General features: G+C 68.0%; 10 protein-coding genes. 6 read left to right on the forward strand and 4 right to left on the reverse strand.

What is annotated here, in order from left to right; genetic code table 11:
- Positions 1–90 precede the first annotated feature (90 nt).
- A complete protein-coding gene (locus AB0E63_RS28600; RefSeq protein WP_360372834.1) occupies positions 91–3744 on the reverse strand; it encodes an NPCBM/NEW2 domain-containing protein in 3654 nt (1217 codons plus the stop codon).
- A 211-nt stretch (positions 3745–3955) separates the two neighbouring features.
- Between AB0E63_RS28600 and AB0E63_RS28605 the strand changes: the two genes are divergently transcribed.
- The 5 genes from AB0E63_RS28605 to AB0E63_RS28625 all read left to right on the forward strand — a co-directional run bounded on the left by AB0E63_RS28605 (position 3956) and on the right by AB0E63_RS28625 (position 13466).
- Positions 3956–5221 (forward strand): hypothetical protein, encoded by a 1266-nt coding sequence (locus AB0E63_RS28605; protein WP_360372836.1) that lies wholly within the window; start codon positions 3956–3958, stop codon positions 5219–5221.
- 257 nt (positions 5222–5478) lie between these two features.
- Positions 5479–8226, forward strand: a complete 2748-nt coding sequence (topA, locus tag AB0E63_RS28610; RefSeq protein ID WP_360372839.1) for a type I DNA topoisomerase — start codon at positions 5479–5481, stop codon at positions 8224–8226.
- Between the two features lie 14 nt (positions 8227–8240).
- Complete coding sequence (locus tag AB0E63_RS28615; protein WP_360372842.1) at positions 8241–8678, forward strand: Fur family transcriptional regulator; 438 nt, start codon at positions 8241–8243, stop codon at positions 8676–8678.
- 226 nt (positions 8679–8904) lie between these two features.
- Entirely contained in the window at positions 8905–10587 is a 1683-nt protein-coding gene (locus AB0E63_RS28620) for a sialidase family protein (protein WP_360372845.1), read from the forward strand.
- Positions 10588–10679: 92 nt separating this feature from the next.
- Positions 10680–13466: a glycoside hydrolase family 2 TIM barrel-domain containing protein gene (locus AB0E63_RS28625; protein ID WP_360372847.1), complete on the forward strand. Its 2787-nt coding sequence runs from the start codon at positions 10680–10682 to the stop codon at positions 13464–13466.
- Between the two features lie 51 nt (positions 13467–13517).
- On the opposite strand, the gene AB0E63_RS28630 is transcribed toward AB0E63_RS28625, so the two are convergent.
- The 3 genes from AB0E63_RS28630 to AB0E63_RS28640 are packed head-to-tail and all read right to left on the reverse strand — an operon-like array spanning position 13518 to position 15664.
- A complete protein-coding gene (locus AB0E63_RS28630) occupies positions 13518–13925 on the reverse strand; it encodes a type II toxin-antitoxin system VapC family toxin (protein WP_360372850.1) in 408 nt (135 codons plus the stop codon).
- Complete coding sequence (locus AB0E63_RS28635) at positions 13922–14197, reverse strand: type II toxin-antitoxin system prevent-host-death family antitoxin (protein WP_360372852.1); 276 nt, start codon at positions 14195–14197, stop codon at positions 13922–13924. The genes AB0E63_RS28630 and AB0E63_RS28635 overlap by 4 nt, the downstream gene beginning before the upstream one ends.
- A 42-nt stretch (positions 14198–14239) precedes the next feature.
- On the reverse strand, positions 14240–15664 hold the full coding sequence (locus tag AB0E63_RS28640) for a PLP-dependent aminotransferase family protein (RefSeq protein WP_360372855.1): 1425 nt from the start codon (positions 15662–15664) through the stop codon (positions 14240–14242).
- Positions 15665–15727: 63 nt separating this feature from the next.
- Here AB0E63_RS28640 and AB0E63_RS28645 point away from each other — a divergent pair, with 63 nt between their 5' ends.
- Positions 15728–16828, forward strand: a complete 1101-nt coding sequence (locus AB0E63_RS28645) for a pyridoxal phosphate-dependent aminotransferase (protein ID WP_360372858.1) — start codon at positions 15728–15730, stop codon at positions 16826–16828.
- Positions 16829–16831 lie beyond the last annotated feature (3 nt).

A 16831-nucleotide genomic window follows, 5' to 3' on the forward strand; every position in this document is an offset into this window, starting at 1 on the left:
CCAACTCGGGGGATAACCCCCGAGTTGGAGGGTTGCCCACTGAGAATCTGAGGGGGCAACCCTGCATCTCAGTGGGCAAGCAGGAGGGGGTCAGGGGTTGCAGGTCACCTTGGCTTCTGCCCAGTCGGCGTGGTCGCTGGTGACGCCGTCGCCGCCGTCGGTGACCTGGAGGGTGAGGGTTTGGCCGCCGGCCACGTTGACCGAGACGTCCGCGGTCGGCGACGTTCCGGTGAGCAGGTCGGAGGTGTACTTGGCGACTCCGTCGACCAGGACCTTGAAGCTGACCTTGCCGCGATCCTCCATCTCGTCGTCCACGCCGACCTTGGCGGTGAAGGTGTTGCAGTTGCCGCCGAGACGCACGCTGACCGACGACGGCGCGTGCGTACCGAGGCCCTTCGCGTACTGCGCACCGTCGAGGGTGATCGGGCCACCGTCACCGGCGCCGTCCTCGCCGTTGCTGTGATCCCGCTCCACCGGTCCCCAGCCGTTCGTGGAGTCGAGGAACTCCAGATCACTGACCCACTGAGAGCCAGTAGGTGCTGGTGGCAACGGTTTGTCGGCGATGGTGGCGGCGAAGAAGCCGAGTCCGCCACCGGGCAGCTTGATCGCCTTGACCGTCTTGCCCGGATCCAATGGTACGGCGGTGTAGAAGACCCGGTAGTCGGTCGTGGTGTTGGCGAGCCCTGCCGCCGTGTAGCGGCCCTTGACCGAGACCGCGAGTTTCGCGCCGCCGGTGGCCGGGTCCTGGCAGCACCAGTTGGGTAGCTGGAACGTGCCCTCGGACTCGGTGCCGTCGGTGTAGATGATCGTGACGGTGCCGCGGGCGTTGAGGCTGGCACCCGCGCCCAGCAAGGCGAGATGCGAACCAGTGCCGGACACCAGGATCGGAGCCGGCTGGTTCTTCACCAGGTTGGGTGTTCCGGGTACGCCGGTCGGCCAGGTGAACTGCGCGTCCTGAACGGTCACGGTCGCTCCCGGCGTGTATCCGGCCGTGGCGAGAGCCTCACCGTTGAAGCTGTTGCCGGATCCGTCGAAGTTGCCCTGTGCATAGGTCGCCGCATCGCTGATGCCGACCACGTTCGCTGCCTGCGACAACGATGCGTACGGCAACTGGGCCGTGGCAGCCGCGCTATTGCTGTAGCCCTTGCCTTGGGCAACATAACTGGCCTTCAGTTCCAGTGTGAAGCTTGCGGGCTTCACGTCGGCACCCGGCGTGACCTGCAGCTTGGTCGTGATGGTCTGGCCGGGACGCACAGACGGGAAAGTGCTCGCGCCGGTGACCGACCAACCGCTGGGGATCTGCACGTTCAGCTGAACGTTCTGCATGGTGGTGCGGCTGTCGTTGCGGAACGTGCCCGTGACCTCAGTGGCCTGGCCGGGTGCATTCCACAGCGACGGGGTGGTGAGTTCGGGCGTGCCGAAGGTGTTCGCGACATCCGGGCCGCCGACAGACGAGGTGCCGGTGAGCCGGACGACTGCGGTGTGTGAGGTGGAGATCGGCGCGGTGCTGATCCGGACGACGCCATTCTGGTAGGTCCAACTGGTCTTGCGGCCGTCGACGGTGACCTCGCGGGGTGCGGTGCCGGTGTGGACGGTGAGCTCGTACGGGCGGGTGCTCGGCTTGCCGGCGTACGTACCGACGCTGGCACCGATATTCACGGTCACGTCACCGCGGGACTGCGTCGGTGCGTCGACCGAGAAGACCTGTGACGCCGACTTGGACGAGCGGGTGACACGGTCGTCCTCGTACAACGTGAACGACGACTTGCCCTGCGGGTAGATGTCGACCGTGAGCCGATCGCCGAAGCCCTGCTCGGCCGCGTTGTTGATCCCTTCCTTCCACATCGGCACGACCGCACCGGCCTTCACGAACAGCGGCAGGGTGTCGAGCGCGGCGTGGTAGCCGTTCACCGTCGTCGGGCCTTGGTAGACGCGGCCGGTCCAGTAGTCGACCCACTGGCCCTTGGGCAGGTAGATACCGTTCTTGACCTCATCGGCACCCCACATCGGTGCGACCAGGAACTCCTTGCCGGCCAGGAACTCGTACTTGGTGGTGTCGTCCCAGGTCTTCGGGTCGTCCGGGTACTCGAGTACCAGTGAGCGGTTGAGGGGTGCTCCGGTCCGGTGCGCCTCAGCGGCGTACGTGTAGAAGTACGGGAGCAGGCGCTCACGCAGCTTGAGGTACTTGCGGTTGATCGAGGTGGACGGATCGCCGTACGCCCACGGCTGCTTGTAGGCCGGGGTGGACCAGCCGGACATGGTCATGAAGGCCGGGTTGAACACCTTCCACTGCATGTCCCGGACGTACGACGTCGCCGAGCCGCCGAAGATGCCGTCGACGTCACCCGCGCTGTAGGCGATACCGGAGTTGCCGGAGCCGGTGATGGCCGGGATCTGCCACTTGATCGCGTCCAGTGAGCCGCTGTGGTCGCCGGTCCACTGCACCGCACAGCGCTGTGCACCAGCCCAGCCCTCCACCATCCAGGCGAAGCCGCGGGCGTCGCTGTACTGCTCGATGCCGTCGTGTGCGGTGTCGCACGCGCTCAGCGCGTAGCGATAGCCCGGACCGACCCAGGCGACGTCCAGCTTGCGTACCCGGACCCCTGCGTCGCCGACCTCGGCCGGCTGCCGGTCCAGCGAGGACTGCGTCCACAGACCCATCTGGATGTTGCGCTGCCGCAGCTCGTCACCGGTCTCCTTGAGCGCGGGGATGTCCCGCTTGCCCCACCAGGTGCCGTCGACCTGCTCGGAGTCGGTGTTGGCGGAGTAACCACAGCCGTAGTCGTCGTTGACGAGCATCCAGCCGCCGGGCATGTCCTCGTCCTGGAACTTCTGCGCGACCTTCACGGCGTCCAGCGTGGTCACCTTGTCCGGGTTGACCTTCCAGTCGTTGCTGGGGTCCGGGTCGGTGGCGTAGTGGCCGCGGTTGTAGCAGTCCGAGTCGCCGTACTCGAGTCCGTAGATCGGCGGCATGAACGGACGGCCGGTCAGCTCGGTGTAGCGGTCCAGCGAGGTCTTGAGGTCGCCGACGAAGTAGTACGCGTCGAACCGCTTCTCGTCGTGCGTGGTGACCACGGGACTGGTGAAGCTGTAGCTGCCCGGGCTGAACGTGTTGCGGAGTACGCCGTACCCCGCGGTGCTCATGTAATAGGGCGAGGCGTTCGGGTTGCCGCCGTCTTCCCAGTTGAAGTCGCGGGAGATCTTGATGGTCTCGTCGCGGTGTGAGAAGCGGCCGTTCTGCATGCCGCCGCCGAAGAACTGCTCGTTCGCGCCGCGGCCGAGGGTCTGCGTGGTCGAGGTGTCGGTCCACGACAGTGGCGCGCTCTCGGCCCAGACCAGTTGGCCGTTCGCCCGGTAGAGCGAGAACCGCAGCGGGGACTTCTGCGCGCGGACCTCGACCTTGCCGGTCGTGAGCGAGTAGTAGGAGCCACGGTCCCGCCACGAGGTCTTCGGGATGCCGTAGTCGGTCTTGGTGACGATGTTGGACGCCGGGCCGCCCGGGTCGGTGGGCGCGCTGTTGGCCGGGTCGGTGAAGTTCCCGTCCGGCGCCAGCCAGAGCCGGAAGACATCGTCCTTCAAGAAGACCACGCGTACCTTCGCCGGCCCGGCGCTGAGGGTGTACGTCGCCTTGTCGGCGGAGAACCCGGTGACGTCACCGAGCGTGGTGCCGTCGGCCCGGGCCGGACCACTGGCAGCCACGAGAGCACCGGTGATCAGGGCTAGCGCGATTACTGAACGTTTCATGCGGACAAAGATGCTCACGACTGCCTCACTTCACGCATCAATAAACAAGATTCGGTCATTGAAGCGCACAGTAGCCGGGTTGTCACCAGGTCGGCCGTCATCAAGTTGAGACGGTGTCTCCATCACGGGGTGAAATGTGGCCATGACGATGAGTCGCATGGCGAATCGTCGTCCCATCAGCATCAGCAGTCACAGAGTCACCAGACGCCGCATGCTGACTGCCGGGCTGGCCACAGGTCTCGCGCTGACCGTTCCCGGCCTTGCCCGAGCTGTCCCGTACGACCCTGAGAACGACGACCCGGACTTCCACCCGGTGAAGTTCCTGTTGCCGGCGCCGAGTGGACGCAAGGCGCTCGGGACGACCGCCATCCACCTGATCGACCAGTCGAGGCCGGATCCGACCATGCCCAGCGGCCGCCGGGAGCTGATGATCAGCCTCTGGTACCCGGCCTCGGTGGCGGGGTCCGCTCCGGTCGCCAAGTACATGCCGGCCCGGACCGCGGTCGAGGTGGACGATGCCTGGACCGGTGAGTGGGGACTCGCGCTGCCAAGTGGGTCGTTCGACTTCGCGAACACCCTGACGCATGCCCGCGTCGACGTACCGATGCAGCCGATCCGGCATCCCGTCGTACTGTTCTCGCCCGGCTGTCAGTACAGCCGATTCGTGAACACCGCACAGGTCGAGGACCTGGCCAGCCGCGGGTACGTCGTGGTGACGATGGACCACACGCACGAGACGCCGGTCGTGTTCCCCGGCGGGCGGTTCCTGCCCGGCGTACCGGCCTCGCAGCTGCCCGATCCGGACTTCACCCGGAAGGCCGTCGAGACCCGGACGGCGGACGCGCGGTTCGTCCTGGACCAGCTCGAGCGGATCGCCGGCGGCGCGAATCCCGATGCCGAGGGCAACGATCTTCCGGAGGGGCTGCGCGATGGACTGGACCTGCGCAAGATCGGCATGTTCGGCTTCTCGCTCGGTGGCTACGCGACCGCGAACACGCTGCTCGAGGACGAGCGGGTGTCGGCCGGTATAGACCTGGACGGCACACTGCGGGACGACCCGGCGAAGGGGCCGCTCGGCGAGGCGGCGCTCAAGGGGCTCGATCAGCCGTTCCTGCTGTTCGGCTCGGGCGACACCCAGCGGACCGATCCGGACAAGGAGTACTACGACACGTCGTGGGCCGGCTTCTGGGCCGCCCAGCGCGGCTGGAAGCTGAACCTGGGCCTGGCCGGGAGCAAGCAGAAGGCGTTCACGGACTACCAGTTCATCTTCGATCAGCTCTTCCGTGCGATCTACGGCGACGACCCGATCATCACCTCGGTGATGAAGGCCCTCGTCGGCGGTGCGCAACCGGACCGCAGCGTCTGGGCGCAGCGCGAGTACATCGCCGCTTTCTTCGACCAGACCCTGCGCCGCCGGCCCTCGCTGCTGCTGCGCGGAGACTCCCCGAAGTTCCCCGAGATCCGTTTCGCCCGCTGAGACGGCGTACGCTCGTAACGGTCCTCGGAGCCGGCAGTGGCGCCGGTACGACGCGCGGTGAGGATGGGTTGTTCGCCACTTTCTGAAACCCTGAGGGGCGTACTGGGGGCGGGACCGGTTACCGTGCGTTGAAGAAGCGCATGGAAGAAATGCGTTGCCGTCGGCCGTACCCTGTCCTCGGATGGGGTCGGTCTGTGTTCGGGGGAACAGACGCCCGCTCAGGGACGTTGTCGGCAGGACGAGAGCGAAGGAGCGCAGTGGCAGGGGCAGCAGGGACGAAGACAGCGGCAGGCAGCCGCCTGGTGATCGTCGAGTCGCCGAAGAAGGCGCGGATGATCGCCGGCTTCCTGGGGTCCGGGTACGTGGTGGAGTCCAGCTTCGGCCACATCCGCGACCTGCCGAGCGGGGCGGACGAGATCCCGGCGAAGTACAAGGGCCTGCCGTGGGCACGGCTCGGCGTCAACGTCGAGGACCACTTCGACCCGCTGTACGTCGTCCCGGCCGACAAGCGGGCGCAGATCCGCAAGTTGAAGGACCTGCTCAAGGGCGCCGACGAACTCTTCCTGGCCACCGATGAGGACCGCGAGGGCGAGGCGATCGCCTGGCACCTGCTGGACGAGCTCAAGCCGAAGGTCCCGGTCAAGCGGATGGTCTTCCACGAGATCACGCCGAAGGCGATCCAGGACGCGGTCGGCAACGCCCGCGACATCAACGAGTCCCTGGTCGACGCCCAGGAGGCGCGCCGGATCCTGGACCGGCTGTACGGCTACGAGGTCTCGCCGGTGCTGTGGAAGAAGGTCATGCCGAAGCTGTCGGCGGGCCGGGTGCAGTCGGTCGCGATCCGGATGGTGGTCGACCGCGAACGCGAGCGGATCGCTTTCCGGAGTGCGTCGTACTGGGACCTGGACGCCACGCTGGACGCCGGTGAGGACCGGACGCCGCGGCAGTTCCCCTCCCGCCTGGTCTCGGTGGACAGCAAGCGGGTGGCGCAGGGCCGCGACTTCAGCTCGATCGGTGAGCTCAAGGGCGCGAACACGGTCCACCTGAACGAGCAGACGGCTACCGCGCTGGCCGGTGCGCTGCGCGAGTCGCAGTTCACCGTCCGGTCGATCGAGTCCAAGCCGTACACCCGCAAGCCGTACGCGCCGTTCCGGACCACCACGCTGCAGCAGGAGGCCGGCCGCAAGCTCGGCATGTCCGCCTCGCAGACCATGCAGATCGCCCAGCGGCTGTACGAGAACGGAAACATCACCTATATGCGTACCGACAGCGTCACGCTGTCGGACACCGCGATCACCGCGGCCCGGGCGCAAGTCCGCGAGCTGTACGGCGCGTCGTACCTGCCGGACAAGCCGCGGGTCTACACCTCCAAGGTGAAGAACGCGCAGGAAGCGCACGAGGCGATCCGGCCGGCCGGTGAGGTCTTCCAGACTCCGGCGCAGACCGGTCTGTCCGGTGCCGAGTTCCGGCTGTACGAGCTGATCTGGATGCGCACGATCGCGTCCCAGATGAAGGACGCGGCCGGCAACAGCGTGTCGATCAAGATCGACGCGACCGCCTCCACCGGTGAGAAGTGCGAGTTCACCTCGTCCGGCCGCGTGATCACCTTCCACGGCTTCCTCAAGGCGTACGTCGAGGGCGCGGACGACCCGTCCACGGGGACGGACGACCAGGAGACCCGGTTGCCGGACGTGGCCGAGGGCGACGTACTGCCCGCGGTCGAGGTGCTGGCCTCGGGACACGAGACCAAGCCGCCGGCGCGCTACACCGAGGCCACGCTGATCCGTGAGATGGAAGAGCGGGAGATCGGCCGGCCGTCGACGTACGCGACGATCCTCGGGACGAACGTGGCCCGCGGGTACATCTACAAGAAGGGCCAGGCGCTGGTGCCGGCCTGGCTGGCGTTCGCGGTGGTGCGGCTGCTGGAGGAGCACTTCACCCGGCTGGTCGACTATCAGTTCACCGCGTCGATGGAAGACGTCCTCGACGAGGTCGCGGCCGGCGACCTGCAGCGCGAGGGGGTGCTGTCCCGGTTCTACTTCGGTGACGCCGACCTCGAGGGCCTGCACTCGATGGTGAGCGACCTGGGCGACATCGACGCCCGGGAGATGTCGACGTTCCCGGTGGGCGGTGACGACAGCGGTATCGTGCTGCGGGTCGGCCGCTACGGACCGTACGTCGAGGACAAGGACGAGCGGCGCGCGAACGTGCCGGAGGACCTGCCGCCGGACGAGCTGACCGTCGAGAAGGCCCAGGAGCTGCTGGAGCAGCCGTCGGGCGTCGAGCACGACCTCGGTACGGCGCCGGACACCGGTCTCAAGGTGGTCGCGAAGGCCGGGCGGTTCGGGCCGTACGTGACCGAGGTACTGCCGGAGGACGCGCCGAAGAGCGCGAAGCCGCGGACCGGGTCGCTGCTGAAGTCGATGGCGCTGGACAGCATCGGCCTCGACGACGCGATGAAGCTGCTGTCGCTGCCGCGGGTGGTCGGCAAGGACCCGGCCACGGACGAGGAGATCACCGCGCAGAACGGGCGCTACGGGCCGTACCTGAAGAAGGGCACGGACTCGCGGTCGCTGCAGACCGAGGACCAGATGTTCGACATCACCCTCGAGGAAGCGCTGAAGATCTACTCCGAGCCGAAGCAGCGTGGGCGCCGGGCCGCCGCGCCGCCGCTGAAGGAGCTGGGCGAGGACCCGGAGTCCGGTCAGCCGGTGGTGGTGAAGGAGGGCCGTTTCGGTCCGTACGTCACCGATGGCGAGACGAACGCGACGCTGCGCAAGGACGACTCGGTCGAGACGATCTCGCTGCTGCGCGCCGCCGAGCTGCTCGCCGACAAGCGGGCGCGCGGTCCGGTCAAGAAGACGGCCAAGAAGACGACGAAGAAAACGGCTGCCAAGAAGACCACCGCGGCGAAGAAGACGGCTGCCAAGAAGACCACCGCGGCGAAGAAGACGGCTGCCAAGAAGACCACCGCGGCGAAGAAGACAGCGGCGAAGAAGTCCTGAGAGAGGGTGCGCCGGTGACGAGTCCGGTCGAGGTCAGCGCGCAGCGGCTGCGGGAGCGGGGCGAGCGGGTCACGCCGGCCCGCCTCGCGGTCGTCGAGGTGCTCGCGGGGACCGAGGAGCACCTGAGCGCCGAGCAGATCGGGGAGCGGGCCGAGCAGCTGCGTCCGGGCATCCACCGCGCGACCGTCTACCGAGCGCTCGACGCGCTCGGCGAGTTCGGGCTCGTCACCCATGTCCACCTCGGCCGCGCGGGGACGACGTACCACCTGGCGGGCGACCTCGCGCCGCGGCACCTGCACCTGCGCTGCTCCGAGTGCGGGAAGGTGTACGACGCTCCCGGCGACATCCTCGAGTCGGCCCGGAAGAAGGTCCAGCGCGAGCTCGGCTTCCAGTTGGCTCCCGAACAAGTAGCCCTCGTCGGCATCTGCAAGAACTGCGCCACGAGCACCTGACACGAGCTCTGGGCGCCTGGCCCGGCGAGACTTACGCTGACGCCGGACACGTTTGTCACGGCCCAGGCCATTCCTGTGGTGAACGCTCCGCTTGCCCGGACCTGGGCCGCGCGGAGAGGAGTTCCCCGTGCGTTCCTTGCGACGATGTCTGATTCTGGTGGCTGCCCTCGCGCTCGGCGCGATAGGACTTCCAGCAGCTCATTCCGCCCCGACTGTCGACGCTCTCGTGACTGTCGCCAGCCCCCCGACCACGCACCCCCAGAACGCGCAGAACGAGCCTGCTCTGGCGGTCAGCGCCATCCGGCCGGATGTGCTCGCCGCCGGCGCCAACGACCTGGTGGACATGCAACCGTGCTCACGACTCGCATCCACCGAGCACGCCGCGTGTTCGTTCCCACTCGGCACCTTCAACCTGGGTGTGGGACTCACCGGTGTGTACTTCTCGTTCGACCGCGGCCACAGCTGGATCCAGCCGACGTACTCCGGGCTCACCGCGGCCGACTGCAGCCCGACCGTGGAGCCGTGCGTCCCACACGTCGGCCAGATCCACACCGTGCCGAACTACTACGAGAACGGTCTGCGCTCGCGCAGCGACCCGGGTGTCGCCTTCGGGCCCGCGCCGGGGCCGGGCGGATTCTCCTGGGCCAACGGTGACCGGCTGTACTTCTCCAGCCTGTCGACCAACCTCACCGACACCGTGATGCGCAACACCGGCGCCAGCCAGAACGGCTTCTTCGGCGTGAACGTGTCGAGCATCGACAACCCGACACCGGCCCGGATCGCGAACCAGGCGAACTGGTCGCGGCCGTACTTCGCGGCACCGCACGCGGCGTTCAGTTCCGGACTGGACAAGGAGCAGATCTGGGCGGACAACGCCGAGAGCAGCCCGTTCTTCGGCAACGTGTACGTCTGCTACGCGGACTTCCACAGCTTCAGCGGTGGCAACGCCTTCCCACTCAAGCCAATGGTGTCCACGTCGCGTGACGGCGGGGTCACCTGGAAGCAGCACCAGGTCGCACCGCCGATCTTCAATGTCCAGCAGGGCTACTACCAAGGCTGCACGGTGCGAACTGACAGCCACGGCGTGGTCTATGTGTTCCTCACGCACCTCGGCTTGACCGGCCTGGCCGGTTCCCACACCGTGATCAAGTCGCTGGACGGTGGCCAGACCTGGCGGTCGCCGCAGGACGTCGTGGCGATCACGGATCCCTGCTTCCACACCGACACGGTGACCGGGCGGTGCATCATCGACGGCATTGCCGGCGCCCGGACCGACCTCGCCGCCATGCCGAGCGTGGACATCGCCAACGGCGCGCCGACCGGCGCGGACGCGACCAATGAGATCGTCAACGCCTGGGTCGACGGCCGGGACGGCCCCGACCACGAGAAGGTGTTCTTCGCCTACTCGACCAACGGGGCGGCCTCGTTCAGCACACCGACGCCGATCTCCCCGGCCGGCGACATCTCGGCGTACGCCGCACCGGCCATCAGCCCGGACGGCAAACGGGTGTACGTGACGTCACAGTCGTTCACGCAGCCCTTCCAGACAACCACGGCCAATCCACGGCCCGAACACGGCGTACTGCAGACTGCCGCGATCGGGGCAGGTGGTGCGCCAGGCGCCTGGACGACGGAGTACACCGGACCGCTCGGTGATGCGCGCGGTTCGTCGCAGGGCCGGATCCTGTACAACGAGTTCCTCGGCGACTACGTCTACAGCATCGCCACCCGCGACTACGGCGCCGGTGTGTGGACGGACGTCCGCCGTACCGCCGACTGCCCGGCGTTCGACGCCTGGCGTCAGCAGTCGTCGGCCGCGGGGACTGTGGTCCTGCCCGCGCCCTGGCCGCTAGGTGACTGCCCGGCCGCCTTCGGCAACAACGACATCTTCAGCGCCACCACCGGATAGGAGACCGCACGGACAGCCCTGACCGGATGAGGTCAGGGCTGTCCATATCTGTTGATCAGTGTGGATTCGTGAACAACTTGGGCTTAGGCTCGATGGCTGTGACCCAAGACCTGAGCTACGTCGAGGACTTTGCTCCCGGCGCCAACGTGCTTCCCCCGCGGGCCTGGCTGGACGACGACTCGGCGAAGCTGCCGCTGACCGGTGACTGGAGTTTCCGGCTGTCACCGAGCGTGGCCGACGCCCCGGACGACCTGAAGGACCCGGACACCTCCGGGTGGGACACGCTCGCGGTCCCGGGTCACTGGCAGCTCAGTGGGTACGGCGCTCCGGCGTACACGAACGTGGTCTACCCGTTCCCGCTCGAGCCGCCGTACGTGCCGACCGACAACCCGACCGGTGACTACGTCCGGACCGTGACGGTGCCGGCGGACTGGGCCGGCGCCCGGGTGGTGCTGCGGTTCGAGGGCGTCGACTCGCGGTTCGCGGTGCACGTGAACGGCGAGCTGGTCGGCTGGTCGTCCGGTTCCCGGCTGCCGTCCGAGTTCGACCTCACCGAGCTGGTTGCCCCAGGCAAGGAAGCGCGGATCGCGGTGCGCGTGCACCAGTGGTCGGCGGGCAGCTACGTCGAGGACCAGGACATGTGGTGGCTGTCCGGGATCTTCCGCGAGGTGAACCTGCTCGCGCTGCGCCCGGGCGCCCCGACCGACGTTTTCGTCAAGGCGGCGTACGACCACCTCGACGGTGCCGGCACGCTGCTGGTGGAGTCCGACTTACCCGGCACTGTTTCAGTGCCTGAGTTGGGCCTGGAGCTGCCGACCGGCGAGCACACCCGGATCGACAGCGTGGAGCCGTGGAGTGCCGAGGCGCCCCGGCTGTACGACGGCGTACTGCGGACCGACGGTGGTGAGGTGCGGCTGCGGATCGGCTTCCGTACGGTCGCGATCGTCGACGGCGTCTTGACCGTCAACTCGAATCGGGTGCTGTTCAATGGAGTCAACCGGCACGAGTTCCACCCCGACCGCGGTCGCGCGCTGACCGAGCAGGACATGCTGGACGACGTACTGCTGATGAAGCGGGCCGGGATCAACGCGGTCCGGACCAGCCACTACCCGCCGCACCCGCACTTCCTGTCGCTGTGCGACGAGTACGGGCTGTACGTGATCGACGAGTGTGACCTGGAGACGCACGGGTTCGGGTACGAACCGCAGCCGCCGAAGCTGCCGAACCCGGTGATGGACGCGCGGTTCCGCGACGACCTGGTGTCACGGATGGCGCGCACTGTGCACCGGGACAAGAACCACCCGTCGATCATCATCTGGTCGCTCGGCAACGAGTGCGGGATGGGCGAGAACCTCAAGGCCATGTACGACCTCGCGAAGGAGCTCGACCCGTCGCGGCCGGTGCACTACGAGCGCGACACCGAGGCCGAGTTCGTCGACATCTACTCGCGGATGTACACCTCGCCGGAGGGCTGCGCGGAGATCGGCGCGGACACCTCGCTGTACCGGAACCTGCCGTTCATCCTGTGCGAGTACGGGCACGCGATGGGCAACGGGCCGGGCGGGCTGCTCGACTACCGCGAGGTGTTCGAGAAGTACCCGCGCTGCCAGGGCGGGTTCATCTGGGAGTGGGTCGACCACGGCCTCCGCACCACGATCGACGGCCGCGAGGTCTACGCGTACGGCGGCGACTTCGGCGAGACGATCCACGACGGGAACTTCGTCTGCGACGGACTGCTGCTGCCGGACCGGACGCCGTCACCCGGCATGCTCGAGTACACGAAGGTGATCGAGCCGCTGCGGATCGTTGCTGACGGCAACGGTGCGGTGTCGATCACGAACCGCTACGAGGTGCTGGACACCAGCCACCTGACGTTCAAGTACGTCGTCGCGGTCGAGGGTGAACAGGTCGACGCGGGTGAGCTGTCGGTTCCGGTAGTCGCTGCCGGTGAGTCCGTCACGGTGGAACTGCCGTCGGTGGACGCGTCGAAGCCCGAGACCTGGGTGACTGTCACCGCCGAGCTCACGTCGTCGACCTCCTGGGCTGAGGCCGGTCACCGGATCGCCTGGGGCCAGATCCGGTTGGATGAGCCGGTTGACGTTCCTGCTGTCGCTGGTGGATCACCGGCTGAGGGTGAAGTGGGCGTTCAGGGGATCAGTGTCGCCGGTGTGCAGAACGCTCGCTTGGACGTTTGGCGGGCGCCGATCGACAACGATGCGATTCCGGGTGTCGCGGATGCCTGGCGGGAGGAGGGTCTGCACCGGGTGCAGCACCGGATCGTCTCCCAGGGTGAGCGTGACGGCGCCTGGGAGATCGTCACCCGGACCGCGCCGCCTCAGCTGCAGTGGGGTCTCGTCAGCACCTGGCGCTGGACCGCTGTGGACGGTGGAGTCGTCCTCGACCTGAGCGTCGTACCCGAAGGCCTGTTCCCGGAGGTGCTGCCGCGGCTGGGCATCACCTTCGAGCTCCCGAAGGTGGACCGCGTCGAGTGGTTCGGCACCGGCCCGAACGAGGCGTACGTCGACACCCGCGAGGCTGCCGCGGTCGGCAAGTACTCGGCTACGGTCGCCGAACTGCAGACGCCGTACGTCCGCCCCCAGGAGAACGGCCACCGCATCGACACCCGCTGGGCCACCCTCGACGGCCTCCGCATCGAAGCGCTCGGCACCCTCTTCGGCCTGACCGTCCGCGACTGGACCACCCACGACCTGGAATCCGCCAAACACACCGCGGACCTGGTCCCCGGCGACACCACCTATGTAACCCTCGACCTAGCCCAAACCGGCGTAGGCACAGCCGCCTGCGGCCCAGCCCTCCCCGACCGAGACAAACTAAAGACCGCCCCGTCCCACCTAACCATCCGCTTCACCACCGCATAGCCCGACCCGCGCCCGACGTGCTTCCCTCAGCACGTCGGGCGCGCGGCTTGTCTAGTCAGCGCCCGGTGCTGCGGTCGCCAGTCCGGCCTCGGCGGCCGCGGTGAGCAGACGCTTGTCGTAGGTCACGAGGGCAGTCAGCTCCAATCCCTCGAGGACCAGCGTCTGTGCGCTCGCGAGGTGGATCGCGTCGAGGGTCCGCAGCATGGCATCCGGGTAGGCCGCCGCCGTCGCGAGGACAGTCTCGTCGATCGGGATTCGGTTGAGCTTGGCCAACACCGTCGGCACCGCGACCAGTCTGCCCGGATCCGTTCGCCGTAAGGCCCGGGGAACCTCCGTTGCAACAAGGGCAGAGGCTACGAGGGTCTTGTCGGCCTCGGCTGTCAGCCACGCGTGCAGAGCCTTGGTCTCCTTCTCCGGCCGGATCAGTTTCACGATCGCGGCAGAGTCGAGATAGATCACAGGCGCTCCTCGCGGAGATCGGAGATGACTTCGGTGGAGTCGATCGACAGATCGGGTTCGCCTGGCGGCAGCGCGGGTGGTGTGGGATCGCTCGCGGGGATCAGCCGACCGCGACGGACGAGATCCGCCAGGCCGCTCTCGGCGTCGTCGATCGGGATCAGCCGTGCTGCCGGGCGGCCGCTGACGGTGATTTCAAGGGTCTCGCCGCCGGCCACACGTGCCAGCACCGCGCTGGTGTGCTGGTTGAGCTCGCGTACTGGGATGCTGTCCACGATGCCAGTGTAGAACGCAATGTTCTACACCCGCCAGTCGGATCAGATTGCGAGGGCTGGGCGGGATGGGACGCGGTTGGTGGGCGGGTGGTAGGTGCGCCAGGCGGTGGTTAGGCGGGTTGTTGCTTCGGTGAGTTCGGTGGGGCGGGCTCGGAAGTGGAGGCGGACGTAGGGGTCGCCGGCGCCGGTGACGTCCAGGCCTGAGCCGGGGAGGATCGCTAGGCCGTGGCGGAGGGCGGTTTGGGCGAAGGAGTTGCCGTCGCCGTGGGGGAGGCGGACCCAGAGGCATTGGCCGCCGGTGATCTGGGGGACTTCCCAGGTCGGTAGGTGCTGGGTGAGGAGCGCGCGGAGGTGGTCGTGGCGGGCCTTCAGTTCTTCCGCCAGGCCGAGGTCGTCGAGCTGGGAGACCAAATGGGCGGCGGCTAGCTGGGCGGGGACGTTGCCGCCGAGGTCGTGGACGGCGCGGAGGCGGGCCAGGCGGTTCACCAGAGGAGCAGGCGCGCGGACCCAACCGATGCGAAGCCCACCCCAGATGCTCTTGCTCAGGGATCCGACCGTGATGACCGCGTCGCTGTAGGCGGCAAGTGGCGCCGGCCGCGGCTCACCCGGGAAGCCCAAATCTGCCGGAACCTCGTCCTCGATCAGCGGTACGTCGACAGCCGCGGCAGCCCGAGCGAGTCGCTCACGAGCCAACCTCGGCAGCACCGAGCCGGTCGGGTTCTGGTACGTCGGGATCACATAAGCGACCGCCGGACGCAGGTCCCGCGCAGCCGCCTCGAAGCCCTCCAGCCCGACCGGCAGACCGCGCAACACCGCACCCTCCTCCCGGAACGCCTCCAAAGCACCCGGGTACGTCGGTGCCTCGACGAGCACCCGGTCTCCGGGCGACACCAGCGCATGGGCCAGCAACGACAGGGCTTGCTGACCGCCATTCGTCACCAGGACGTGTTCCGGCGCGGTCGGGACGCCCAGCCCGGTATAGCGAGCGGCAATCGCCTCACGCAGTACCGGATGGCCGTAGGGGTAGTAGCCGATGTCGCCCGAGATCCGGCTGAGCTCCGGCACGATCCGCGCGTACGCCTCGGCGACCTGCGGCGGCGGATCGCCGGGAGCGGCGCAGATGGCGAGCAGTACGCCGTCATCGCGGGACTCCAGTGAGTCGAGAAAGATCGGGTCGACCGGAGCGTCCTCGGTCGCCGCCGAGGTCGGCGTACCCGCCACTCGCGTCCCACTGCCCTGGTGGCGGGTGATGCGGCCCTCTGCCCGCAGCAGGTCGTACGCCGCGACCACTGTGGTCCGGCCGACCGCCAGTGCGCCGGCCAACGCGCGGTCGGCCGGCAGCAGTGCGCCCGGCGGCAGTTCTCCGTCGTCGATCAGCCGCCGCAGCCGGGTCGCGAGCAGCACGTACAGCGGGCCGCGGCCGGACGACCAGCGACCCAACCGCTCCACCGCTTCGATTGGCCTCATTCGCAAACCAATTCTGCCGGATTGGCTCTGGGGCCGCCAGCCCCGGTCCCGAACCATGGCTATATGGCCACCTTTCCTCGCAACGACATCGTGTCCCTGACCGACGACCATCCCCGTCACGACCTGGGCGAGAGCTACGGTCCGGATCTCCGGCTGTCGGACCTGCTGACTCCGGAGCTCGGCGACCTCGAGCTCGGCTACGGCACCGCGGCGGGCGACCTCCGGTTGCGGACTGCGATCGCCGACCGGCACGGCGTCCGTCCGGATCAGGTCGTTGTCACGGTCGGCGGGATGCATGCGATCTTCCTGCTCGCCTATCTGCTCGCGGATCACGGCGGCCAGGTCGTCACGACCGCGCCGCTGTTCCCGTTGACCCGCAACGCGTACGAATCGGTCGCTGCCGACGTCCGCGTGGTCCCGCTGACCTTCGACGACGGCTACCGGCTGACCGCCGACGCCGTTCGGGAGCAGCTCACGGCGGACACGAAGCTGGTCAGCCTGACGACACCGCAGAACCCGTCCGGGGTCGCCGTACCCTCACAGACCCTGCAGGAGATCGTCGCCGCGATGGCGGAGGTCTGCCCGGACGCGTATCTGATGGTCGACGAGACCTACCGGACCGCGACGTACGGCGATGATCCGGTCGCCGAGACGGCCGTGGGGCTGGGCCCGAAGGTGGTGACCGTGGCGTCGCTGTCGAAGTGCCACGGCGCGGCCGGCCTGCGGATCGGCTGGATCGTCAGCACGGATGCGGACCTGGTGGGCCAGCTCGTGACGGCGAAGTTCAACACGGTCGTCTCCGCCTCGCCGGTCACCGAGGCCCTCGCCCTGCGCGTCTTCGAGCGTGAGGACGAGATTTTCGCCGTACGACGTCCCTTGCTCGAGGAAGGACTGGCAATCACCGGGGAGTGGGTGCGGGCCAACGACGATGCGGTCGAGTGGATCCGGCCGGATGCTGGGGCCTTGTGCGTGGTCAGGCTCAAGCCGCACCTCGATCTGGAGCGGTTCCGCCGGGCGGCGGCGAACCTGGGAGTGCGGCTGGCCGACGGGGACTGGTTCGGCGACGAGCCCCGGGTGTTCCGGCTCGGGTTCGGATTCCCGCCGCCGGTCGAGCTGAAGGCCGCGCTGGATGCGCTGCGTCAGGCTGTCGATGCTGCCCACTAGGCT

It is taken from the genome of Kribbella sp. NPDC026596 (genome assembly GCF_040638415.1).
GTDB lineage: Bacteria > Actinomycetota > Actinomycetes > Propionibacteriales > Kribbellaceae > Kribbella.

Bases quoted from the DNA above. Each gene is read 5' to 3' on its own strand.
- AB0E63_RS28600 (WP_360372834.1), bottom strand. From the start codon at position 3,744: ATGAAACGTTCAGTAATCGCGCTAGCCCTGATCACCGGTGCTCTCGTG.
- AB0E63_RS28605 (WP_360372836.1), top strand. From the start codon at position 3,956: ATGCTGACTGCCGGGCTGGCCACAGGTCTCGCGCTGACCGTTCCCGGC.
- AB0E63_RS28625 (WP_360372847.1), top strand. From the start codon at position 10,680: ATGGCTGTGACCCAAGACCTGAGCTACGTCGAGGACTTTGCTCCCGGC.
- AB0E63_RS28640 (WP_360372855.1), bottom strand. From the start codon at position 15,664: ATGAGGCCAATCGAAGCGGTGGAGCGGTTGGGTCGCTGGTCGTCCGGC.
- AB0E63_RS28645 (WP_360372858.1), top strand. From the start codon at position 15,728: ATGGCCACCTTTCCTCGCAACGACATCGTGTCCCTGACCGACGACCAT.